This is a genomic window from Thermopolyspora flexuosa, assembly GCF_006716785.1.
In the GTDB taxonomy this organism is placed as follows: Bacteria; Actinomycetota; Actinomycetes; order Streptosporangiales; family Streptosporangiaceae; genus Thermopolyspora; species Thermopolyspora flexuosa.
Window position 1 is genome coordinate 1,557,968 of sequence record NZ_VFPQ01000001.1, and the last position, 21,649, is coordinate 1,579,616.

At 72.5% G+C, this 21,649-nt stretch carries 20 protein-coding genes; 11 read left to right on the forward strand and 9 right to left on the reverse strand.

What is annotated here, in order from left to right:
- Window positions 1-100: 100 nt before the first annotated feature.
- The gene (locus FHX40_RS06760) at window positions 101-694 is read right to left on the reverse strand and encodes a DUF1707 SHOCT-like domain-containing protein (RefSeq protein WP_142258815.1); all 594 of its coding nucleotides are present in this window, start codon (window positions 692-694) and stop codon (window positions 101-103) included.
- A gap of 5 nt (window positions 695-699) precedes the next feature.
- Complete coding sequence (locus FHX40_RS06765; RefSeq protein ID WP_142258816.1) at window positions 700-1,422, reverse strand: PadR family transcriptional regulator; 723 nt, start codon at window positions 1,420-1,422, stop codon at window positions 700-702.
- Between the two features lie 412 nt (window positions 1,423-1,834).
- Between FHX40_RS06765 and FHX40_RS06770 the strand changes: the two genes are divergently transcribed.
- Both FHX40_RS06770 and acnA read left to right on the forward strand, forming a co-directional pair.
- Window positions 1,835-2,539, forward strand: coding sequence for a metal-dependent hydrolase (locus FHX40_RS06770; protein WP_244941585.1), 705 nt, complete (start codon window positions 1,835-1,837; stop codon window positions 2,537-2,539).
- A gap of 184 nt (window positions 2,540-2,723) precedes the next feature.
- A complete protein-coding gene (gene acnA, locus FHX40_RS06775) occupies window positions 2,724-5,471 on the forward strand; it encodes an aconitate hydratase AcnA (protein ID WP_142258818.1) in 2,748 nt (915 codons plus the stop codon).
- A gap of 72 nt (window positions 5,472-5,543) precedes the next feature.
- On the opposite strand, the gene FHX40_RS26225 is transcribed toward acnA, so the two are convergent.
- The 3 genes from FHX40_RS26225 to FHX40_RS06790 are packed head-to-tail and all read right to left on the reverse strand — an operon-like array spanning window position 5,544 to window position 6,092.
- Window positions 5,544-5,741 carry a type II toxin-antitoxin system PemK/MazF family toxin gene (locus tag FHX40_RS26225; protein WP_142261591.1) on the reverse strand — a complete coding sequence of 66 codons (198 nt, stop codon included), beginning with the start codon at window positions 5,739-5,741 and terminating at the stop codon, window positions 5,544-5,546.
- Complete coding sequence (locus FHX40_RS26230) at window positions 5,725-5,862, reverse strand: type II toxin-antitoxin system PemK/MazF family toxin (RefSeq protein WP_142261592.1); 138 nt, start codon at window positions 5,860-5,862, stop codon at window positions 5,725-5,727. Before FHX40_RS26230 ends, FHX40_RS26225 begins: the two co-directional genes overlap by 17 nt.
- Window positions 5,832-6,092, reverse strand: a complete 261-nt coding sequence (locus FHX40_RS06790; RefSeq protein WP_142258819.1) for a hypothetical protein — start codon at window positions 6,090-6,092, stop codon at window positions 5,832-5,834. The genes FHX40_RS26230 and FHX40_RS06790 overlap by 31 nt, the downstream gene beginning before the upstream one ends.
- 194 nt (window positions 6,093-6,286) lie before the next feature.
- On the opposite strand from FHX40_RS06790, the gene FHX40_RS06795 reads away from it, so the two are divergent.
- The 8 genes from FHX40_RS06795 to FHX40_RS06830 all read left to right on the forward strand — a co-directional run bounded on the left by FHX40_RS06795 (window position 6,287) and on the right by FHX40_RS06830 (window position 16,967).
- Window positions 6,287-7,045 (forward strand): sulfite exporter TauE/SafE family protein, encoded by a 759-nt coding sequence (locus tag FHX40_RS06795; protein ID WP_229788646.1) that lies wholly within the window; start codon window positions 6,287-6,289, stop codon window positions 7,043-7,045.
- Between the two features lie 238 nt (window positions 7,046-7,283).
- Window positions 7,284-8,393: a sugar ABC transporter substrate-binding protein gene (locus tag FHX40_RS06800; RefSeq protein ID WP_142258820.1), complete on the forward strand. Its 1,110-nt coding sequence runs from the start codon at window positions 7,284-7,286 to the stop codon at window positions 8,391-8,393.
- Between the two features lie 198 nt (window positions 8,394-8,591).
- Complete coding sequence (locus tag FHX40_RS06805; RefSeq protein ID WP_211350396.1) at window positions 8,592-9,359, forward strand: ATP-binding cassette domain-containing protein; 768 nt, start codon at window positions 8,592-8,594, stop codon at window positions 9,357-9,359.
- The gene (locus FHX40_RS06810; RefSeq protein WP_142258821.1) at window positions 9,356-10,606 is read left to right on the forward strand and encodes a sugar ABC transporter permease; all 1,251 of its coding nucleotides are present in this window, start codon (window positions 9,356-9,358) and stop codon (window positions 10,604-10,606) included. The genes FHX40_RS06805 and FHX40_RS06810 overlap by 4 nt, the downstream gene beginning before the upstream one ends.
- 47 nt (window positions 10,607-10,653) lie before the next feature.
- Window positions 10,654-11,862 carry an ROK family transcriptional regulator gene (locus tag FHX40_RS06815; protein ID WP_142261594.1) on the forward strand — a complete coding sequence of 403 codons (1,209 nt, stop codon included), beginning with the start codon at window positions 10,654-10,656 and terminating at the stop codon, window positions 11,860-11,862.
- A gap of 133 nt (window positions 11,863-11,995) precedes the next feature.
- Entirely contained in the window at window positions 11,996-13,891 is a 1,896-nt protein-coding gene (gene dxs / locus FHX40_RS06820; protein WP_142261595.1) for a 1-deoxy-D-xylulose-5-phosphate synthase, read from the forward strand.
- A gap of 31 nt (window positions 13,892-13,922) precedes the next feature.
- The gene (locus FHX40_RS06825) at window positions 13,923-14,930 is read left to right on the forward strand and encodes an N-acetylglucosamine kinase (RefSeq protein ID WP_142258822.1); all 1,008 of its coding nucleotides are present in this window, start codon (window positions 13,923-13,925) and stop codon (window positions 14,928-14,930) included.
- 525 nt (window positions 14,931-15,455) lie between these two features.
- Window positions 15,456-16,967, forward strand: a complete 1,512-nt coding sequence (locus FHX40_RS06830; protein ID WP_142258823.1) for an amino acid permease — start codon at window positions 15,456-15,458, stop codon at window positions 16,965-16,967.
- Here FHX40_RS06830 and FHX40_RS06835 read toward each other — a convergent pair.
- The 4 genes from FHX40_RS06835 to FHX40_RS06850 all read right to left on the reverse strand — a co-directional run bounded on the left by FHX40_RS06835 (window position 16,957) and on the right by FHX40_RS06850 (window position 20,205).
- A complete protein-coding gene (locus tag FHX40_RS06835) occupies window positions 16,957-17,595 on the reverse strand; it encodes a LysE family translocator (RefSeq protein WP_142258824.1) in 639 nt (212 codons plus the stop codon). The two genes, FHX40_RS06830 and FHX40_RS06835, sit on opposite strands and share 11 nt — an antisense overlap.
- Window positions 17,596-17,724: 129 nt before the next feature.
- Window positions 17,725-18,117, reverse strand: coding sequence for an SSI family serine proteinase inhibitor (locus tag FHX40_RS06840; RefSeq protein ID WP_170198744.1), 393 nt, complete (start codon window positions 18,115-18,117; stop codon window positions 17,725-17,727).
- Between the two features lie 244 nt (window positions 18,118-18,361).
- Window positions 18,362-19,591 carry an HRDC domain-containing protein gene (locus tag FHX40_RS06845; RefSeq protein ID WP_229788648.1) on the reverse strand — a complete coding sequence of 410 codons (1,230 nt, stop codon included), beginning with the start codon at window positions 19,589-19,591 and terminating at the stop codon, window positions 18,362-18,364.
- Window positions 19,588-20,205, reverse strand: coding sequence for a DUF3000 domain-containing protein (locus tag FHX40_RS06850; protein WP_142258826.1), 618 nt, complete (start codon window positions 20,203-20,205; stop codon window positions 19,588-19,590). The genes FHX40_RS06845 and FHX40_RS06850 overlap by 4 nt, the downstream gene beginning before the upstream one ends.
- Before the next feature lie 398 nt (window positions 20,206-20,603).
- Between FHX40_RS06850 and hemE the strand changes: the two genes are divergently transcribed.
- Entirely contained in the window at window positions 20,604-21,611 is a 1,008-nt protein-coding gene (hemE, locus tag FHX40_RS06855; RefSeq protein ID WP_373286890.1) for a uroporphyrinogen decarboxylase, read from the forward strand.
- Window positions 21,612-21,649 lie beyond the last annotated feature (38 nt).

Here is a 21,649-nt window from a genome sequence, read left to right on the forward strand (position 1 = left end):
GAGGGGTGGGAAGCCGGGGATGTGCGCGCCCGGCCCGTACGCGCCGGCCGTCCGGGCACCGGGCAGGAGGCGGCCGGGTGCCGAGGCCCGGCCGGGGCCGTTACCGGTGGCGGTGGTGGTGCCGATGGTGGACGATGGCGGCCACGCCGGCCACGATCATGAAGATCACCCAGATCTTCAGCGCGGCGATCAGCGGCCAGGCCGTACCGGCGACGAGCGAGACGACGCCGAGCCCGGCGAACAGGGCGAGGGGGAAGGGCACGTGGTGCCGGTGCCGGTGCGGGCGGTGCGCCCACGGCGGTCCCCAGGGCGCGTGGCGGGCCCCATGCCGGCACGCCGGGTGCCGGGCCGGCTCCCAGGCCCGCGCGTAGGCGTCCTGCCAGGCCCGCCGGGCGTCGTCCCACGCGCCGTACGGGGCCCAGGGCTCCGGCCGCGGCTCGGCGGTCGCCGGGTCGGCGCCGGGCCGCGCCGCGGACGAGCCCGGCAGGTCGGCGAGGAGCGCCCGCAGGTCCGCGTGGGTGCGGGCGGTGAGGGCCCGCTCGAGCCGCTCGTCGAACTCGTCCCGGTCGAGGCGGCCCTGCGCGTAGTGCTCGCGCAGCGCGGCCGCCACCTCGTCGCGCTCGGCGTCGCCGACGCGCAGCCCGTCGGGCGCGGGGGAGGCCGTGCCGTACCGGCCGGTGTGGGGCGCGTCCATCGGCCTCACTCCTCGTCGGGGTCGCCCTCGGCGAGGATCTGGTAGAGCCTGCGCCGGGTCTCCACCAGCGTCTGCCGCGCCTGGCGGATCTGCGCGTCGCTGCCGGTCTGCAGGACCTGGAAGAGCGCCGCGGCGGTCTGCCGCCCGAGGTCGAGGATCTCCCAGGCGGAGTCGTCCACCTGCGGGGTCATCTCCTCCCACGGGGCGCGCAGCTCGTCGGCGTGCTCGGCGACGTACGCGCGGCCGGCCTCGGTGAGGTGGAAGATGCGGCGCCCGTCGGTCTCCTCCGCGCGCACCAGGCCCTCGTCGGTGAGCTGCTGCAGCGCCGGGTAGACCGCGCCCGGGCTCGGCTTCCAGCCGCCCTGGCTGCGCTCGGCGATCTCCTGGATGATCTGGTAGCCGTTGCGCGGCTCCTCGGCGAGCAGCGCGAGGATCGCGGCGCGTACGTCGCCGCGCTTCGCCTTACGCCCGCGGCTCCACCCGGGGCGCCCGCCGCCGAACGGGAAGCCCCGCGCCCAGGGGCCGGCCCAGAACCCCCAGTCGAAGCCGCGCGGGCCGTGATGCCGGTGCATGCGTTCCTTCCTCTCACCGTGGTGGAAACCGCCGCACGCCTCGGCGAGCGCCTCGGCCAGGTGGCGGCGGAGCTTGTGCCGGAGACGGTGTCCCGGTCCGTGCCAGGGACCGTGCCACGGGCCGCAGAAGGCGCCCGTGGCGAAGGCGTGTGCCATCGCGAACTCCCTCTCGATCCAGCGTTCAGATCTAGCACAGATCACTCTCGATGCTTCGACGATATATCGTCGATATGCTCGCAGCAACGGCCCGTGGGACGTGATTCAGATCACAAAAGGATTACGCGAACATGGGGAACATCTAACGAGACCCTGCCGTTATAAAGGTCGAAGACGGACGGGATCGTCCTGCTCTGAGAGGGCTGGGGGGTGCTCTTGGAGCGGAGCGGTCCTGTCCGTCTTGTTATGTGGCGGTTTTCCGTACCGTCTCTCAGTACCGTCGCACGTCGCATCGCCGCCGTCCAGGCCCGACCCCGGCGGCATCCCACCGGCTCGGTCGACCGGGTGTCGCCATCGTCCGCCATGCCGTACAGTCACCCAGGGTGATCTTGAAAGTGGTGATGTGCGGATGATGGGGCACTCGCACGCGCTGAGCGGCGCGCTCGTCTGGCTCGCGGCGGCACCCGGGCTCGCCGCGCTCGTCCCGGTGGCGGAGCACGCGACCGTCCCGGCGGAACTGCTCGCGGGCGCGCTGGTCTGCGCCGGCGCGGCGATGCTGCCCGACCTCGACCATCCCAAGTCGACGATCGCCCAGACCTTCGGCCCGGTCACCTGGGTGCTGAGCAGGGCCGTCAACGGGATCGCGGGCGGGCACCGGCAGGCCACCCACTCGCTGCTGTTCTGCGCGGCCGCGGGCGTGGGCACGCACCTGCTCGCCCAGTGGCACACCGTCGCCCGCGACGTGGTCGTGGTGCTCATGATCGGTCTCGCGCTGCGCGCGCTCGCCGTGGGCGTGCCCGGCCGGACCCTCACCTCGGCGATGCTGAACGTGCTGCTCACCACCGCGCTGGTGGTGATCTTCCATTCGTTCGGTGTCGGGTACGGCTGGCTCGGCCTCGCCGTGGCGATCGGCAGCCTGGCGCACGTGGTCGGGGACTGCCTCACCGAGCGCGGCTGCCCGGTGCTCTGGCCGATCAAGGCACGGTGGCTGCTGCCGTACAAGATCGGGTTCAAGACCGGCAAGTGGTTCGAGCAGCGGTTCCTCGCCCCGGCCCTGTCGGTGGGCATCGTGGTCCTGCTCTATCTGCGGCTCATGCCCGATGTTACGATCGGGTAACTTGATATCGAGATATAGCCGCCGATATCTTGATATCGAGACACTTGCCGCGCAGGGGTAGCGCGGGCGGCTGGGGGCACCCTCACCGACGGGGCCGCTTCGCGGTGCGGCAGGATTTGCGATGAGCGTGGGGCCCCCACGAATCGTCAGGGCCACAAGAAAGGAACGAGGGAGGCGAATCTTCGTGTCCGCCAACAGCTTCGGCAGCCGCGACACGCTACGCGTCGGCGACGCGTCATATGAGATCTATCGGCTGGACGCCGTCGAGGGTTCGGCGCGCCTCCCGTACAGTCTCAAGATCCTGCTGGAGAACCTGCTCCGGACCGAGGACGGGGCGAACGTCACCGCCGACCACATCCGCGCCCTCGCCGGCTGGGATCCGGGCGCGACGCCGAGCGTGGAGATCCAGTTCACCCCGGCGCGGGTGATCATGCAGGACTTCACCGGGGTGCCGTGTGTGGTCGACCTCGCCACCATGCGCGAGGCCGTGCGCGACCTCGGCGGCGACCCGAACCGGGTCAACCCGCTCGCGCCCGCCGAGCTCGTCATCGACCACTCGGTGATCGTCGACTACTTCGGCTCCCCGGACGCGTTCCGGCGCAACGTCGAGCGCGAGTACGAGCGCAACCGGGAGCGCTACCAGTTCCTGCGCTGGGGCCAGAGCGCCTTCAGCGAGTTCAAGGTGGTGCCGCCGGGCACCGGCATCGTGCACCAGGTGAACATCGAGCACCTGGCCCGCGTGGTGATGACCCGCGACGGCAAGGCGTACCCCGACACCTGCGTGGGCACCGACTCGCACACCACCATGGAGAACGGCCTCGGCGTGCTCGGCTGGGGCGTCGGCGGCATCGAGGCCGAGGCCGCGATGCTCGGCCAGCCGATCTCCATGCTCATCCCGCGGGTGGTCGGCTTCAAGCTCACCGGTGAGCTGCCCGCCGGCGCCACCGCGACCGACCTCGTGCTCACCGTCACCCAGATGCTGCGCGAGCACGGCGTGGTCGGCAAGTTCGTGGAGTTCTTCGGCGAGGGCGTCACCTCGGTGCCGCTCGCGAACCGGGCCACGATCGGCAACATGAGCCCCGAGTTCGGCTCCACCTGCGCGATCTTCCCGATCGACGCCGAGACCATCAACTACCTGCGGCTCACCGGCCGCTCCGAGGAGCAGATCGCGCTCGTCGAGGCGTACGCCAAGGAGCAGGGCCTGTGGCACGACCCGGCCAACGAGCCGGTCTTCTCCGAGTACATCGAGCTCGACCTGTCCACCGTGGTGCCGTCGATCGCCGGGCCGAAGCGCCCGCAGGACCGCATCGCGCTGTCCGCGGCAAAGCGCACCTGGCGGCGTGACGTGAAGAACTACGTCTCCGACGCCGACGTGGACGAGGCGTCCAAGGAGAGCTTCCCGGCCTCCGACCCGCCGGCCTCGAACGCCGACGCCGACGGCTTCCGGCCGAGCAAGCCGGTCCCGGTCACCCTCGACGACGGCACCTCCTTCGAGCTCGACCACGGCGCGGTGGTGATCGCCGCGATCACCTCCTGCACCAACACCTCCAACCCGTACGTGATGCTGGGCGCGGCGCTGCTCGCCCGGAACGCGGTGGACAAGGGCCTGACCCGCAAGCCGTGGGTGAAGACCTCGCTCGCCCCCGGCTCGCAGGTGGTCACCGGGTACTTCGAGCGCTCCGGGCTCATGCCGTACCTGGAGAAGCTCGGCTTCAACCTGGTCGGCTACGGCTGCACCACCTGCATCGGCAACTCCGGTCCGCTGCCGCAGCAGATCTCCGAGGCGATCCAGGCCAACGACCTCGCGGTGACCGCGGTGCTCTCCGGCAACCGCAACTTCGAGGGCCGGATCAACCCGGACGTGAAGATGAACTACCTCGCGTCGCCGCCGCTCGTGGTCGCGTACGCGCTCGCCGGCACGATGGACATCGACTTCGAGACCGAGCCGATCGGCACCGGCTCGGACGGCAAGCCGGTGTTCCTGCGCGACATCTGGCCGTCGCCGGCGGAGGTCGCCGAGGTGGTGAACACCTCGATCGGCCAGGACATGTTCAAGGAGCGGTACGCCGACGTCTTCAAGGGCGACGAGAACTGGCGGTCGCTCCCGGTGCCGACCGGCAGCACGTTCGAGTGGGACCCGAACTCCACCTACGTGCGCAAGGCGCCGTACTTCGACGGCATGCCGGAGAAGCCGGAGCCGGTGCGCGACATCACCGGCGCCCGGGTGCTCGCGCTGCTCGGCGACTCGGTCACCACCGACCACATCTCGCCCGCGGGCGCGATCAAGCCCGACTCGCCGGCCGGCAAGTACCTGCGTGAGCAGGGGGTCGAGGTCAAGGACTTCAACTCGTACGGCTCGCGCCGCGGCAACCACGAGGTGATGATCCGCGGCACGTTCGCCAACATCCGGCTGCGCAACCAGCTCGCCCCCGGCACCGAGGGCGGCTACACCCGCGACTTCACCCAGGAGGGCGGCCCGGTCACCACGATCTACGAGGCCTCGGTCAACTACCAGGCCGCCGGGGTGCCGCTCGTGGTGCTCGCGGGCAAGGAGTACGGCTCCGGCTCCTCGCGTGACTGGGCGGCGAAGGGTACGGCGCTGCTCGGCGTGCGGGCGGTGATCGCCCAGTCGTTCGAGCGCATCCACCGCTCGAACCTCATCGGGATGGGCGTGCTGCCGCTGCAGTTCCCGGAGGGCGAGTCGGCCGCGTCGCTCGGGCTCACCGGTGAGGAGACCTTCGACATCCTCGGCATCGAGGAGCTCAACTCCGGCACCACCCCGTCGACGGTCACCGTCCGCGCCACCGCGCCCGACGGCCGCACCACCGAGTTCCAGGCCGTGGTCCGTATCGACACGCCGGGCGAGGCGGACTACTACCGCCACGGCGGCATCATGCAGTACGTGCTCCGCAACCTGCTGAACAAGAACTGAGCGGGATTTCCGGACACGTCTGACGGTGGTCTGCCCGGCAAGTCGTCACCTTGCCGGGCAGGCCGCCCTTCTTCAGGCTTGGAGCAGATGGAAAAGAGCGGTCCGGAGCCGTTCCATAGTCATGTCGCCGACACATCCAAGCCTGTGCGCAAGCCGCCTGACGAAGATCGCGCGGAACTGCTCGGCCATCGCCCGGCCCGGCTTGACCAGGCCGGACGTCTCGTCGGAAATCTCGATATGCGTTGGCCGGCCGCTATTTGTTCCGGTGATGGGCGCGCGCCATCACGAGGCCGATGGGAACGTCATTGCGCGCCGCTCCGCTGAGAACGACGCAAGGGCGGACGAATCCTTGCTCCCGCCCTACCGGTTCGCCGTAGTCTGCGAGCCAGATGTCACCCCCGTGCCATTCGCGTCGCGGCCCTTCCGGGGAGCTTGGGGGATTGGTTCGGAAAAATCCTCGAGTTCGAGGCCGTCGCCGGCGGGGTCCAGGATCGCGGCCTCGGCCCGATACTCCTCTCCGGCTGCCGGGTCCGCCATCGTCCGCCGAACAGCGGCATGGAACTCCGCTACGAACCGCTTGTGCTCGTAGTCGGTGATGGCGCGTTCGATGATCGTCGTCATCGGTTCACCCGTCTCGTGCGCGAGTCGAGCGATTCCGTCGCGTAGCCGACGCCGACGCGGATCGTTGTGCTCTTCGAAGCCCCGGACATTCTCCCGAGGCTACGAGGAGGTCGACGGCGACCGGGTGAGACCGGTCCCGGCCGGCACGTGATTGGGATGCCCCGCGGCCGACGTGCGGGCTGGCGTGCGGCCCCATGATCGAGCTTCCCGCCGGTGCCGTCGGGCCCGTATCCGCCTCCTGGCCGGTCCTGCTGCTCCTCGCCGGGGTGGCGGTGTTCGCCGGGGCGGTGGTGCAGGGAGCGGCCGGGTTCGGGCCGGCGCTGGTGGCCGCGCCCGTGGTGATGCTGCTCGACCCCTCGGTGATGCCCGGCGCGGTGCAGGTGGTGGCGCTCGTGCTGCCGCTGTGCTCGCTCGCCGCCGAGTGGCGGCACGTGGACTGGCGCGGGGTCGGCCGGGCGCTGCTCGGGCGGGTGCCCGGGGCGGTCGTGGGCGTGTGGGTGGTGAAGGCGGCCTCCCCGCAGGCGCTCGCGGTGATCGTCGGGGTGATGGTGCTCGTCGCCGTCGTGCTCACCGCCCGGACGGTGACCGTGCCGCGCACGCCGCGCACCCTCGCGGTGGCGGGCGCGGTCTCCGGGGTGACCGGGACGGCGACCTCGATCGGCGGGCCGCCGATCGCGCTCGTCCACCGGCACGCAACGGGCCCGCGGATCCGGGCCACGCTCGCCATGTACTTCGTCGTGGGCGCGGTCCTGTCGCTCGGCGCGCTCGCGGCCGGCGGGGAGTGCCGCCGCGGGCGGTGCTCGCCGGGCTGCTGCTCGTGCCGTTCACGCTCGCCGGGTACGCGGCGGCCGGACCGCTGCGCCGGTACCTCGACCGCGACCGCACCCGGGTCGCCGTGCTGGTCGTGGCGGCCCTCTCCGCGGCCCTGTCGATCTTCCGGGCGATGGGGGTGAACGGCCAGGTAACGGCGGCGTTTCTGGATTGTTATCTCAGACAACAAATTAACCCGCCTCAGGGTCTGGCGTAACGGCCGCAGTCGGTTTACGTTGCCGCAAACAACATTCATCGCGACGGTGAAGCCCCGCGACCCGGTGCTCGCCGTACGGCCGTCCGGACGGCCGGCCCCGACACCTGACCAGACTCCAGCCACGCCCACGGGCGCGGCCCTCGGCAGAAAGGATCCGTGCTCCCATGCGTAAGAGGATCTTCACTCTGGCCGCCGGAGTGGCGGCGCTGTCCCTCGGCCTCACCGCCTGCGGCTCCGACTCCGGGACCACCACCGCGCAGGGCGGTGGCGGCGACGCGTCGGCCAAGCCGGGCAAGATCGGCGTCATCCTCCCCGACAGCAAGTCCTCGGCCCGGTGGGAGACCGCGGACCGCAAGTACCTCTCGGAGGCGTTCCAGGCGGCGGGCGTGGAGTTCGACATCCAGAACGCCCAGGGCGACAAGAACCAGTTCCAGACGATCGCCGACCAGATGATCACCAACGGCGCGACCGTGCTGATGATCGTCAACCTGGACAGCGGTACCGGTAAGGCGGTCCTGGACAAGGCGAAGTCGCAGGGTGTCGCCACGATCGACTACGACCGGCTCACCCTCGGCGGCAGCGCCGAGTACTACGTGAGCTTCGACAACACCAAGGTCGGCCAGCTCCAGGGCGAGGGTCTGGTCAAGTGCCTGACCGACATGAAGGCGGACAAGCCGATCATCGCCCGGCTGAACGGCTCGCCGACCGACAACAACGCGACGCTGTTCAAGGAGGGCTACGACGGCGTGCTCAAGCCGAAGTTCGACTCCGGCGAGTACGTCGAGGGCCCCGACCAGTGGGTGCCCGACTGGGACAACGCCCAGGCCGCCACGATCTTCGAGCAGATGCTCACCCAGCAGCCGAAGATCGGCGGCGTGCTCGCCGCGAACGACGGCCTCGGCAACGCCGTGATCACCATCCTCAAGAAGCAGAACCTCAACGGCAAGGTCCCGGTCACCGGCCAGGACGCCACCGTGCAGGGCCTGCAGAACATCCTCGCCGGCGACCAGTGCATGACCGTCTACAAGGCGATCAAGAAGGAGGCCGACGCGGCCGCCCGGCTCGCCATCGCGCTCGCCAAGGGCGAGAAGCCGGCCGTGAACCAGACGGTGCGCGACCCGGAGGGCAACCGGGACGTGCCCGCGGTGCTCGAGGAGCCGCAGGCGATCTTCTTCGACAACGTGAAGGACGTGGTGGCGGACGGCTTCGTCTCCAAGGAGGAGCTGTGCACCGAGGAGTTCGCCGCCAAGTGCAAGGAAGCCGGCATCGAGTGACCTGACGGCGTGCCGCCGTCCCCGCGCGGGACGGCGGCACGCCCCGGTCGCGGGAACGAGCGAGCCCTACGCCGCCGTCCGGCGGCGTGCGAGCACAGAGGGAGTGCAGTGTCCGAGACGACGTCCACGGACCTCGGCGTCACGCCGGCCGGGCGCGGTGCCCCAGGGTCCGGACCATCAGAGCAGCCCATCCTCGAACTGCGCGGAGTCAACAAGAGCTTCGGCCCCGTGCACGTGCTGCACGACGTGTCCTTCTCCGCCTACGCCGGGGAGGTGACCGCGCTCGTCGGCGACAACGGCGCCGGAAAGTCCACGCTGGTCAAGTGCATCGGCGGCATCCACCCCATCGACAGCGGCGAGTACCTGTTCGAGGGCAAGCCGGTGAACGTGCACTCCCCGCGGGACGCCGCCGCGCTCGGCATCGAGATCGTGTACCAGGACCTCGCGCTCTGCGACAACCTGGACATCGTTCAGAACATGTTCCTCGGCCGGGAGCGGAAGAACGGCATCGTCCTCGACGAGGACACGATGGAGCGGATGGCGGCCGAGACCCTCAAGGGCCTGTCGGTCCGTACCGTCAAGTCGATCCGCCAGCCGGTCTCCAGCCTCTCCGGCGGCCAGCGGCAGACCGTCGCGATCGCCAAGGCCGTGCTGTGGAACAGCAAGGTCGTCATCCTCGACGAGCCGACCGCGGCGCTCGGCGTCGCCCAGACCGCCCAGGTCCTCGAGCTGGTACGGCGGCTCGCCGACCAGGGCCTCGCGGTCGTGCTGATCAGCCACAACATGAACGACGTGTTCGCCGTGTCCGACCGGATCGCGGCGCTCTACCTGGGCCGCATGGCGGCGCAGGTCAAGGCGTCCGACGTCACCCACGCCCAGGTGGTCGAGCTGATCACCGCCGGGCGCAGCGGTGACCTCGGGCTCACCAACGGCAACGGGGGCGCGGAAGGCAAGGAGGCGCCATGAGCACGACAGTGGCCCCGGAGCGCACCACCACGCAGACACCGACCCTGGGCCAGGGGGTGCGCGGCTACCTGGAACGGGTGCGCGGCGGCGAGATGGGCGCGCTGCCCGCCGTGCTCGGCCTCATCGTGCTGTGCACCGTGTTCACCATCCTGCGGCCGGCGTTCCTCACGCCGATCAACATCGCGAACCTGTTCACCCAGGGCGCCCAGATCACCGTGATCGCGATGGGCCTCGTGTTCGTGCTGCTGCTCGGCGAGATCGACCTGTCCGCCGGGTTCGCCAGCGGGGTCTGCGCCGCGGTGCTCGCGGTCACCCTCACCGTGCACGGCCTGCCCTGGTACGTCGCCGTGGCCGCGGCGCTCGCCACCGGCATGGTGATCGGCCTGCTGCTCGGCACGCTCGTCGCCAAGGTGGGCATCCCGTCGTTCGTCGTGACACTGGCGGCGTTCCTCGCCTTCCAGGGCGTGGTGCTGCTGCTCGTCCGCGGCGGCACCAACATCAGCATCCGGGACGAGGTCATCCTCGCCATCGCCAACCGGAACCTGCCGCCCACGGTGGGCTGGACCCTGTTCGCGGTGGGCGTCGCCGGCTTCGCCGCGGTCCAGCTCCTGCGGGCGCGGCGGCGCGTGGCGCACGGCCTGCCCGCCGACCCGATGTCGCTGATCGCGTTCCGGGTGGGCGTGCTCGCGGTGATCGCCGGTGTCGCCGTCTACGTGCTCAACCTCGAGCGCAGCCGCAACGCCCTGATCGTCTCGCTCAAGGGCGTGCCGGTCGTGGTGCCGCTCATCGTGCTGCTGCTGATCCTGTGGACGTTCGTGCTGCGGCGCACCGCCTTCGGCCGGCACATCTACGCGGTCGGCGGCAACGCCGAGGCGGCCCGCCGGGCCGGTATCAACGTCGACCGCATCAAGATCGCGTGCTTCGTGATCTGCTCGACGATGGCGGCGGTCGGCGGCATCGTGGCGGCCTCCCGGGGCGCCTCGGTCGACCCCAACACCGGCGGCAGCAACGTGCTGCTGTACGCGGTGGGCGCGGCCGTGATCGGCGGCACGAGCCTGTTCGGCGGCAAGGGCCGGGTGATCGACGCGGTGCTCGGCGGCGCGGTGATCGCGGTGATCGACAACGGCATGGGCCTGATGGGCTACAGCGCCGGCGTGAAGTTCGTGGTCACCGGTGTGGTGCTGCTGCTCGCCGCGGGCGTGGACGCCATCTCCCGGAAGCGGGCCGCAGCCTCTGGTCTAAGGTGATCCCCGACCGGGAGAACAGGACCAACACACCAGGGGCAGCACCGATGATGCGTGCGGGACCCTCCCAGGAGGAGATCCGGCGCCACAACCTCGGCGTACTCCTGCGCCACGTCCACCTCGGCGGCCCGACCTCGCGGGCCGAGCTCACCAGCCGGATGGGCGTCAACCGCAGCACGATCATGGCGCTCACCGCCGATCTCACCGCGGCGGGGCTGGTGCGCGAGGAGTTGCCGAAGGAGACCGGGCGGGCCGGGCGGCCGTCCCTGGTGGTCCGGCCCGAGTCCGCGCGCGTCTACGTGCTCGCCTTCGACGTCGGTGTGGACCGGGTGGTGGCGGCCCGGGTCGGCCTCGGCGGGGTGATCCTCGACCGGCGGGACGCGCCGCGCGAGCGCGGCCCGTTCGACCTGGAGGCGCTCACCGCACAGCTCGCCGGGTTCGCCCACCAGATGCTGCGCGACACCGCGCGCGACGCGGTGTGCGTGGGCGCGGCCGCGGCGATCGCGGGCGGGGTGCGCGCCGCGGACGGCGTGGTCAAGTACGGCCCCAACCTCGGCGCGTACGACGTGCCGTTCGGCGAGGAGCTCGCCCGCCGCCTCGACATCGGCCTGCCGGTGGCGGTCGGCAACGACGCCAACCTCGGCGCCCTCGCCGAGCACACCCGCGGCGTCGGCGTCGGCTGCAACGACCTGATCTACCTGCACGGCGACGTGGGCATCGGGGGCGGCGTCATCGTCGGCGGCCAGCTGCTGAGCGGCCACGCCGGGTACGGCGGCGAGGTCGGCCACATGGTGGTGAACCCGGGAGGGCGGCTGTGCGGCTGCGGCTCCCGGGGCTGCCTGGAGGCCGAGGTGGGCGAGCGCACCGTGCTCGAGGCGGCCGGCCGTGCCGGGGGCGGCCGGGTCGGCCGGGACGCGATCCGCGACGTGGTGGAGGCCGCGGACCGCGGCGACGTGGTCGCCCAGCGGGCGCTGCAGCGGGTCGGCGACTGGCTCGGCATCGGGGTGGCGAACCTCGTCAACATCTTCAACCCCGAGATGGTGATCTTCGGGGGCATGCTCCGCGACATCTTCCTCGGCTCGGCCGCGCAGGTGCGCAGCCGCATCGCCACCGCCGCCCTCTCCGGGTCGCGGGAGGGCCTGCGGCTGCGTACCTCGGCGCTCGGCGACGACGCCACCCTCACCGGCGCCGCCGAGCTCGCCTTCGCCGGGGTGCTCGCCGACCCGCTGGAGGCACTCGCCCGGGTCAACTCCAACTAACATGAGATCGGGACCCGTACGGCTTCCGTCGTACGCATCGGTATGGCACCGATGTGCACATTCCGATGAAGGTCCCACCGCCGGGCCAATTAGACTCCCCACTGTTTCGACTGTGAGCGGAGGCGATGGCTCGGTGGGCGTGCTGGACACCATCAACGGTCCGCAGGACGTCAAGCGGCTGGACAACGACGGTCTTGCCGCGCTGGCGGCGGAGATCCGCGACCTGCTGGTCTCGTCGGTCGCCCGGGGCGGCGGTCACCTCGGCCCCAACCTCGGCGTGGTCGAGCTGACGATCGCCCTACATCGGGTGTTCGACTCGCCACGTGACCCGATCCTCTGGGACACCGGTCACCAGGCCTACGTGCACAAGATGCTCACCGGCCGGGCCGGCCGGTTCGACACCCTCCGCCAGGAGGGCGGCCTGTCCGGGTACCCGAGCCAGGCCGAGTCCGAGCACGACTTCATCGAGAACTCGCACGCGTCCACCGCGCTGTCGTACGCCGACGGCATGGCGAAGGCGATGATGCTGCGCGGCGAGACCGACCGCACCGTGGTCGCGGTGATCGGCGACGGCGCGCTCACCGGCGGCATGGCCTGGGAGGCGATCAACAACATCGCCATGCGCAAGGACCTGCCGATCGTCATCGTGGTCAACGACAACGGGCGGTCGTACGCGCCGACGATCGGCGGCCTCGCCAAGCACCTGGCCGCGCTGCGCGCCAGCCGGAACTACGAGAACGCGCTCGGGTTCATCAAGGAGAACCTCGGCCGCGTGCCCGTCGTCGGCACCCCGCTCTACGAGACGCTGCACGGGGTGAAGAAGGGCCTGAAGGACATCCTCGCCCCGCAGGTGCTCTTCGAGGACCTCGGGCTGAAGTACCTCGGGCCGATCAACGGGCACGACGTGGCGGCGATGGAGTCGGCGCTGCGCACCGCCCGGGACTTCCGCGGCCCGGTGATCGTGCACGCGATCACCCGCAAGGGCATGGGCTACGCCCCGGCGGAGAACCACGACGAGGACTGCTTCCACTCGCCGGCGCCGTTCGACATCGCCACCGGCGAGGAGCGGCCCCGCGCGCACGGCTGGACCAACGTGTTCAGCGAGGAGATGGTACGGCTCGGCAAGGAGCGCGAGGACCTCGTGGCGATCACCGCCGCGATGCTCCACCCGACGGGCCTCGCCCCGTTCGCCGAGGAGTACCCCGACCGCATCTTCGACGTGGGCATCGCCGAGCAGCACGCGCTCACCTCGGCGGCCGGGCTCGCGCTCGGCGGCCTGCGCCCGGTGGTCGCGGTCTACTCGACCTTCCTCAACCGCGCCTTCGACCAGCTCCTCATGGACGTGGCGCTGCACCGGCTGCCGGTCACCGTGGTGCTCGACCGGGCCGGGGTCACCGGCGACGACGGCCCCAGCCACAACGGCATGTGGGACCTGTCCATCCTGCAGGTGGTCCCGCACCTGTCGATCGCGGTGCCGCGGGACGGCGAGCGGCTGCGCGAGCTGCTCGGCGAGGCGCTCGACGTCGCCGACGGCCCCACCGTGATCCGCTTCCCCAAGGGCGCGCTGCCGGAGGACGTGGACGCGGTCGGCAAGCTCGGCGGCATGGACGTGCTGCGCGCCGGGGACGCCGCCGACGTGCTCATCGTCGCGGTCGGGCCGATGGCCGAGCCGTGCCTGGAGGCCGCGCGGCTGCTGGAGGCCCAGGGCCTGTCCGCCACCGTGGTCGACCCGCGCTGGGTCAAGCCGCTCGACGAGGCGCTCGTGCTCGCCGCGGGCGCGCACCGGCTCGTCGCGGTGGTGGAGGACAACGGCCGCGTGGGCGCCGTCGGCGACGCGGTGGCGCGGCTGCTGCGGGACAACGACGTGGACGTCCCGGTGCGCACCTACGGCATCCCGCAGCGCTTCCTCGAGCACGCCAAGCGGTCGAGCATCCTCACCCGCGCCGGGCTCACCGGGCCGGACCTCGCCCGCAGCATCACCGAGGCGCTCGCCGGCCGCGCCGCGGCGGCGGAGCGGCGCCGCGGGTGACCGCCCCGGGCCGGTAAGCACGGACGGCGTCATGGGCGCGGGAACCTCGGCCGGAGGCACCGGGCAGGGGTACGTCATCGGCCTCGACGTGGGCGGCACCGGCGCCCGCGGGCTGATCGCCGACGCGGGCGGCGCGGTCGTGGCCCGGGCCGAGCGGGACCGCGGCCTGCGTGGCCGGGACACCGGCGGCGGGGCCGCCGACCTCCTCACCGAGCTCGTCGGCGAGCTGCTCGCCGCCGCGCACGTGCCCCGGGTGGCGGCCGTCGCGCTGGGCAGCACCGGGGTGTCCGGCCTCGGCGGCGCGCCGCGCGAGACCCTGCCCGCGCTGCTCGGCCGGGCGGCGGGCGCCCGCGCCGTGCTGTTCGTCTCCGACGCGCTCATCTCGTACGTCGGCGCGCTCGGCCTCACCGGGGGAGCGGTGGTCGCGGCGGGCACGGGCGCGGTCGCCGTCGGCACCGACGCCCGGGGCGCCTGGCGCAAGGTGGACGGCTGGGGGCACCTGCTCGGCGACGAGGGCGGCGGCGCCTGGATCGGCCGGGCCGGGCTCGCGGCCGCGCTGCGCCACCACGACGGCCGCCCCGGCGGCTCGGCGCCCCTGCTGGCCGCCCTGAACCGCCGCTTCGGCACGCCCGCCGACCTGGTGAACGAGCTCTACACCCGGCCCGACCGGGCGTCGCTGCTCGCCCGCTTCGTCCCCGACGTGGCCGCCGCCGCGGCCGAGGGCGACCCGGAGGCCACCGCGATCCTCGACCGCGCGGGCACCCTGCTCGCGGAGACCGCCCTCGCCGCCCTGCCGCCGGACGCGCCCCGCGTGGTCTCGTACGCGGGCAGCCTCATCCGCTCCGTCCCCCGGCTCGGGGAGGCGTTCACCCGCCACCTGGCCGCCTCCGGCGTGGACCTGTCCCCACCCCGCGGCACCGCCGTCGAGGGCGCGCTGCGGCTCGCCCGGGCACTGCTGGACGACGAGCTGCCGCCCGGTCTCCCGGACTCCGGCCTGTTCCTCGGCTCCTGGCAGGCCGACGCCCGGCCGGGCGACTGACCCCATGGTCTGCGCGATCGGGTGTCGCGCCCGCCCGGTCATACCCCCGCGGACATGGCCGACCTGTGGTGACCTCGCCATGCTCGCGTGAGGCCTTCGGGCACGGCCGTCGGCGTGACGCCGCACAGGACTCCCGCCGCCGGGCCGTGTGGACCCCGGCCTGCTCCTTGGGGCACTTGGCGTGCGGGGTCCCGCCCTGTGGCTCTGTGCGGCGCCCACGGTCGCCCCGGAGGTGGCGCATCCGGCCCGTGAGCGCGGCACCGCTTCCCGAGGGCCGCCACGCGGCTCGGCCGCCACGAACCCGCGGCGGGCCAGGCCGTGCCGTACCGCGTAGGAATCCCGGTTCGCGGCGGGCGGCATGAGGGCGGGCGGCCGGGGCAGTGCACACCCGCACCCGGGCCGTACCTCGTGATCGCCGTGGCGGGCGCGTGGCCGTCGCGGGACCGCAACGGATGTCACGTTCGGTGACGGATCGGGTACCCAAAGAAGTGGCAGGTGGAAACGACGGCAGCCGGGGGTGCCCAGATGGACCTTTTCCGTACCAAGTCCATTGAACAGTCCATCAGGGACACGGAGGATCCCCGGCATCGGCTGCGCCGCAGCCTGGGCGCGCTCGACCTCACCATCTTCGGCGTCGGCGTGATCATCGGCACCGGCCTGTTCGTGCTCACCGGCCGGGTGGCGCGGGAGAACGCCGGGCCGGCGGTCGCGCTCGCCTTCATCATCGCGGCCGTGGCGTGCGGGCTCGCCGCGCTCTGCTACGCCGAGTTCGCCTCCACGCTGCCGGTCGCCGGGTCCGCGTACACCTTCGCCTACGCCACGCTCGGCGAGTTCCCGGCCTGGGTGATCGGCTGGGACCTCATGCTCGAGCTCTCCCTCGCCGCGGCCGTGGTCGCGGTCGGCTGGTCGGGGTACGCGGTGAGCCTGCTCCATACGATCGGGATCGACCTGCCACCCGCGATCGCGGGGGAGGGCGGCGTGGTCAACGTGCCCGCGGTGCTCGTCGTGCTGCTGCTCACCGCCGTGCTCGTGGCGGGCATCCGCATCTCCGCCCGGGTCAACCTGATCATGGTGATCATCAAGCTGGCGGTGATCCTGCTCGTGCTCGTGGCGGGCGTGGCCTTCATCGACCCGGCGAACTACCGCCCGTTCATCCCGCCGCCGGTGCACACCCCGCAGGTGGAGGGCGTCTCGGTCCCGCTGATCCAGGTGCTGTTCGGGGTCACCCCGGTCGCCTTCGGGGTGTTCGGCGTCTTCTCCGCCGCGGCGATCGTGTTCTTCGCCTACATCGGCTTCGACGTGGTCGCCACCGCCGCCGAGGAGACCCGCAACCCGGCCCGGGACCTGCCGATCGGCATCATCGGCTCGCTCGGGCTGTGCACGCTGCTGTACGTCCTGGTCTCCCTCGTGCTCGTCGGCATGCAGCCGTACCACGAGCTCAGCGAGGCCGCCCCGCTCGCCGACGCGTTCCGCGCGGTCGGCATGCCGTGGATCGCCTCGTTGATCAGCATCGGCGTGATCGCCGGGCTCACCACGGTGATCCTCATCCTCATGCTCGGGCAGAGCCGGGTGTTCTTCGCGATGAGCCGGGACAACCTGCTGCCGCCCGCCCTCGCCGAGGTGCATCCCCGGTTCCGCACGCCGTACCGGGTGACGCTCGTGATCGGCCTGACCACCGCGGTGCTCGCCGGGCTGATCCCGCTCGGCGCCCTCGCCGAGCTGGTGAACATCGGCACGCTCTTCGCGTTCGTGGTGGTCTCGGCCGGGGTGATCATCCTGCGGCGCACCCGTCCCGACCTGCGGCGGACCTTCCGGGTGCCGTGGGTGCCGGTGCTGCCGCTGCTCTCGGTGCTCTCCTGCGTCTACCTCATGCTCAACCTGCCGGTCGACACCTGGCTGCGGTTCGCCGTGTGGATGGCGATCGGCGTGGTGCTCTACTGGCTGTACGGCTCGCGCCGCAGCCGGGTGGCCCGATCGGAGAACGGGCCCGCCGCCGAGCCCGCCGGGTCCGCGCCCGAGCCGCCGGTCAGGCCGTGAGCCGCAGCAGGCCCGCCGGCCCGAAGATCCCGGGTACGGCGAGCGCGGCCCCGGCGGCGACGAGCAGCAGCCCGCTGCCGCCGAGCAGCAGCCGGTAGGCGCGAGGGCCCAGCCGGTGCCGTCCCACGCCGATGAGGCAGGCGAGGGCCGCCTTGGAGCCCACCAGGACGAGGTAGAAGGCGCACACGAACGCGACCGCGAGCGCCGGGGCGCGGCCCCAGGCGGCGGTGAACGCGGGCGCCCCGACCGCGATCCAGAACAGCCAGGCGTGCGGGTTGAGCAGGTTCACCGCGACGCCGTGCAACACCTCCCGCGCCCCGCCCGGCGGCCGCCCGCCCGCGGCCGGGGTATCGGCGCGGCGGGCGTCCCGGATCGTGGTGATCCCCAGGAAAATCACGTACAGGCCGCCCACCACCGAGAGCGCGGCGACGAGCGTCTCCGGCAACGCCCCGATCACGGTCGTGGTGAGCAGCACCACCGGCAGGTCGGACAGGAACGGCACGCAGGCGATGCGCAGCCCGGCGAGAAAGCCGCCGCGCAGGCTGGCGCTGATGACCAGGCTGAGCAGCGGCCCGGGGCTCAGCCCGGCGCCGAGGCCGAGACTGACGCCGAGCAGCAGCTCCCGCATGCCTGACCCCCGTCGTCCGCTACGTCCTGGTCGTCACCAGGAGCCTAGGGGATCGGGAGCGCCGGCCGGGCGTGGGGTGGGGCGGCCCGGTCCCGGCCACGGCCGGATGGTGTCGCCGCCCCGCCGTACCTACCGCGCGAACTCGAACAGGACCCCGGTCGTCGCGAGCATCTCGCACCGGTTGCTGTAGGTGCGCGTGACCGCGAACTGCTTCGTTCTGCGCCAGACGCCGCGCGCCGACGCCAGCCGCGGCGCGTACTCCCGCGTGCAGGCGGTCCCCGGCGACCGGCGAAGCAGGCCGATCTCGCCGTCGACCGAGCGCAGCAGGTCGCAGGCCTCCCGGGGGCTGGGGTGGGTGCCGCCGTCCGGGTCGCAGGTGAGCGTCACCGACTGCGGGTTCGAGCCGTCCGGCCTCGTCACGGTGAGGGTCATCTCGCTCTTGGGGGTCGAGTCCGCCGTGGCGCCGGGGGCCGCGGCGAGCAGGAGCGCGGCGCCCAGCGCCACCATGGTGATCGCCTTCATCGTGTGCCTCCTGATCGGTTGTGCGGGCCGGCACATCGTGCGCCGGGAACCCGCGCCGATGGGGCACGGCACGCCGTCGCCTGGCACGCCGATGGCGGAGCCGGGAGAGTCGATCGGCCTCGCCCGGCCGTGCACGACCGGAATCAGGGCACGCCAAAACGAAACCTTTACCCGTCCTCGCCCGTCCGGGGCGGGGGCGGTGACCCGCGGCGGTACGGCTCGCGCGTCCGGCCGCGGCCGGACGTCACGCCTTGGCGCGCAGGCGGGTGAGGGCCGCCGACAGCGGCTCGGTGGTGAGCGCGATCTGCCACTCCCGGGCGCCGAGCCGGCGCAGCCGGGCCGCGATGCCGTCGGGGGAGATGTCCTCGGGGGGATCCCAGGTGAGGCGGCGCACCGTGTCGGGCTGGAGCAGGTTCTCGGTCGGCAGCCGGTGCTTCTCGGCGAGCTCGGTGAGCGTGGCGCGGGCGGCGGCGAGCCGGGCCGCGGCGGCGGGGTCGCGGTCGGCCCACCGGTTCGCGGGCGGCGGCCCGTCCCCGGGCGCGCTCGGCTGGGGGAGCTGCGACTCGGTCATCATCCGGGCCCGGGTGATCGCGCCGAGCCACTCGCGCAGGTGGCGGCGCGCGGCCCGCCCGGTGAACGCGCTGATCTCGGTGAGCGCCTTGGTGGTGCGGGGCATCTCCAGCGCCGCGGTGATGATCGCCGCGTCCGGCAGCACCCGGCCGGGGGCGAGGTCGGCCTCCCGGGCGATGCGGTCGCGCAGCAGCCACAGCTCGCGCACCACGGCGAGCCCGCGCAGCGTGCGCACCCGGTGGATGCCGGAGGTGCGGCGCCACGGGTCGGAGCGCGGCTGCGGCGGGGGAGCGGCGAGGATCGCGGCGAACTCCTCGCGCGCCCACTCCAGCTTGCCCGCCTCGGCGAGCTCGTCGTGCAGCGCGTCGCGCAGCTCGACGAGCAGCTCCACGTCGAGCGCGGCGTACCGCAGCCACTCGATCGGCAGCGGCCGGGTGGACCAGTCGGCCGCCGAGTGCCCCTTCTCCAGCCGGTAGCCCAGCACGGTCTCCACCATCGTGCCGAGGCCGACCCGCTCGTAGCCGAGCAGCCGGCCGGCGAGCTCGGTGTCGAACAGCACGCGCGGCCGGAAGTCGAGCTCGGAGAGGCACGGCAGGTCCTGGGTGGCGGCGTGCAGCACGATCTCCGCGTCGCCGAGCGCCTCGGCCAGCTCCCCCAACCCGCTGGGCAGGCCGGTGGGGTCGATCAGCACCGTCCCGGAACCCGCCCGGCGGAGCTGGACCAGGTAGGCGCGGCCGCTGTAGCGGTAGCCGGAGGCGCGTTCGGCGTCCACGGCGACCGGTCCGGTGCCCGCCGCCAGCGCCTCGATCGCCGCGGCGAGGCCCTCGGCGTCGTTCACCACCGGCGGAATGCCGTCGCGCGGCTCCAGCAGCGGGACGACGTCGCTGTCGCTCTCTTCGATCACGATCTATGGGACTCCCGATCTTCCCTACGCGGAGGCCTTGGGGGAAGTGCCGCCACTTCGGATGGTAGTGGGGGAATCCCGGCCGCAAGACACAACATGTCGCACCACGCGGCAACATGCGCGGACAGATCCTCCTGCTGAGGGGACCAGGACGCCCGCAGTTCCAGTTCCGTCGTGACCGGTTCGCCGTCCTTGTCGCCGAACCCCTCCGACACCGCCCGGGTCACCGTGCCCCCGGCCGCGAGGTACCGCGCCCCGTGCGCGTCGAGGGACTCGGTGAGCCAGCTCCAGGCCACCGGGCCGAGCAGCGGGTCGTTGGTGATCTCCGGCTCCATCTCCGCCCGGGCGTACGCGACCAGGCGGAACCGGCCACCCCAGCCGTGCCGGCCGTCGGGGTCGAACAGCAGGATCAGCCGCCCCACCGCCAGTTCCTCGTCGCCCCGGCCGCGGGGGTCGCGACGGTATACCGTGGCGCCGATCGCGGCGGAGTACGGGGCGAGCCGCTGCGGGGCCGGGATGTCCTCCAGCTCGATCTCGGGCCGGGGCCGGGCGGCGAGCAGGCTCTCCCGCGCCCGCCGGAACGCGGCGGGCAGCGGCGCGTCACCGAGGGCCATAACTGCAGGGTAGGCCGGACGTCGCAGGGCACGAAGCAGCGGGGTGCTCACGACGGTCACCGCAGGTGATCAATCCGTCCACCGTGGCGAGAGGAGCGGCACCGGGTGCCGCGCTCGGGGGAACTCCACATCGCGGTCATGTCACGGACCTTTCGTTGAGTCCCGGCTATGGGTCGGTCCTGACGTTGACATGTCACGCCGACATTTCCGCGCATCGCGCTCGGCGTGTCCCGAAAGTGGTATCAGAATCGTTGCCCCAAGGTGAGATGTCGGAGACTTGAACGGCCATCGTCCTCCACTTGACGCTCCGGTGACCGACAGGGCGTGGCGGATGCCGACCCGACGCTCCGGCATGGCACCCTGGACAGGTGCATTCCCAGCCTGCCGACTCCGTCTTCATCCGGGCCTGCCGACGCCAGGCGGTGCCGTACACGCCGGTCTGGTACATGCGCCAGGCCGGGCGCTCGCTGCCCGAGTACCGCAAGGTGCGCGAGGGCGTGCCCATGCTCACCGCCTGCGCCACGCCGGAGCTCGTCGTGGAGATCACGATGCAGCCGGTCCGGCGGTACGGCGTGGACGCCGCGATCTTCTTCAGCGACATCGTGGTGCCGCTGAAGGCGATCGGCGTCGACCTCGACATCAGGCCGGGCGTCGGGCCCGTGGTCGAGGCGCCCATCCGGGACCGCGAGGGCCTGGCCGCGCTGCGCCCGCTGGAGCCGGACGACGTGCCGTACGTCACCGAGTCGGTGCGCGCGCTCGTCGGCGAGCTGGGCGGGACGCCGCTGATCGGGTTCGCCGGCGCGCCGTTCACCCTCGCCTCCTACCTGATCGAGGGCGGCCCGTCGAAGAACCACGACAACACCAAGGCGATGATGTACGGCGAGCCGGAGCTGTGGCACGCCCTGATGGAGCGGCTGAGCGAGATCACGCTGGCCTTCCTGCGCCTGCAGGTGGCGGCCGGGGCGTCGGCGGTGCAGCTGTTCGACTCCTGGGTGGGCGCGGTCGCCCCGGAGGACTACCGCGAGTTCGTGCTGCCGCACACCTCCCGGATCTTCGCCGGGCTCGCCGACCTCGGCGTGCCCCGCATCCACTTCGGCGTGGGCACCGGGGAGCTGCTCGGCCTGCTCGGCGAGGCCGGGGCCGACGTGGTCGGGGTGGACTGGCGGGTGCCGCTCGACGAGGCGGCGCTGCGCGTGGGCGCGGGCAAGGCGCTGCAGGGCAACCTCGACCCGGCGGTGCTGCTCGCCCCGTGGGAGGTCGTGGAGCGGCGCGCCCGCGACGTGCTCACCCGGGGGCGCGTCGCCGAGGGCCACGTGTTCAACCTGGGCCACGGGGTGCTCCCGGCGACCGACCCCGACCAGCTCGCCCGGCTCACCGACCTGGTGCACGAGGCGTCCGCCCGCTGACGCCGCGCCGCGGCGCGTGCCGGCGTGCCGTCCTCCGG

Bases quoted from the DNA above. Each gene is read 5' to 3' on its own strand.
- FHX40_RS06850 (WP_142258826.1), bottom strand. From the start codon at position 20,205: ATGGCCCTCGGTGACGCGCCGCTGCCCGCCGCGTTCCGGCGGGCGCGG.
- FHX40_RS06770 (WP_244941585.1), top strand. From the start codon at position 1,835: ATGGGGCACTCGCACGCGCTGAGCGGCGCGCTCGTCTGGCTCGCGGCG.
- FHX40_RS06760 (WP_142258815.1), bottom strand. From the start codon at position 694: ATGGACGCGCCCCACACCGGCCGGTACGGCACGGCCTCCCCCGCGCCC.
- FHX40_RS06835 (WP_142258824.1), bottom strand. From the start codon at position 17,595: ATGCGGGAGCTGCTGCTCGGCGTCAGTCTCGGCCTCGGCGCCGGGCTG.
- FHX40_RS06840 (WP_170198744.1), bottom strand. From the start codon at position 18,117: ATGAAGGCGATCACCATGGTGGCGCTGGGCGCCGCGCTCCTGCTCGCC.
- FHX40_RS06795 (WP_229788646.1), top strand. From the start codon at position 6,287: ATGATCGAGCTTCCCGCCGGTGCCGTCGGGCCCGTATCCGCCTCCTGG.
- FHX40_RS06830 (WP_142258823.1), top strand. From the start codon at position 15,456: ATGGACCTTTTCCGTACCAAGTCCATTGAACAGTCCATCAGGGACACG.
- FHX40_RS06825 (WP_142258822.1), top strand. From the start codon at position 13,923: ATGGGCGCGGGAACCTCGGCCGGAGGCACCGGGCAGGGGTACGTCATC.
- FHX40_RS06815 (WP_142261594.1), top strand. From the start codon at position 10,654: ATGCGTGCGGGACCCTCCCAGGAGGAGATCCGGCGCCACAACCTCGGC.
- FHX40_RS06765 (WP_142258816.1), bottom strand. From the start codon at position 1,422: ATGGCACACGCCTTCGCCACGGGCGCCTTCTGCGGCCCGTGGCACGGT.
- FHX40_RS06800 (WP_142258820.1), top strand. From the start codon at position 7,284: ATGCGTAAGAGGATCTTCACTCTGGCCGCCGGAGTGGCGGCGCTGTCC.
- FHX40_RS06810 (WP_142258821.1), top strand. From the start codon at position 9,356: ATGAGCACGACAGTGGCCCCGGAGCGCACCACCACGCAGACACCGACC.
- FHX40_RS06790 (WP_142258819.1), bottom strand. From the start codon at position 6,092: ATGACGACGATCATCGAACGCGCCATCACCGACTACGAGCACAAGCGG.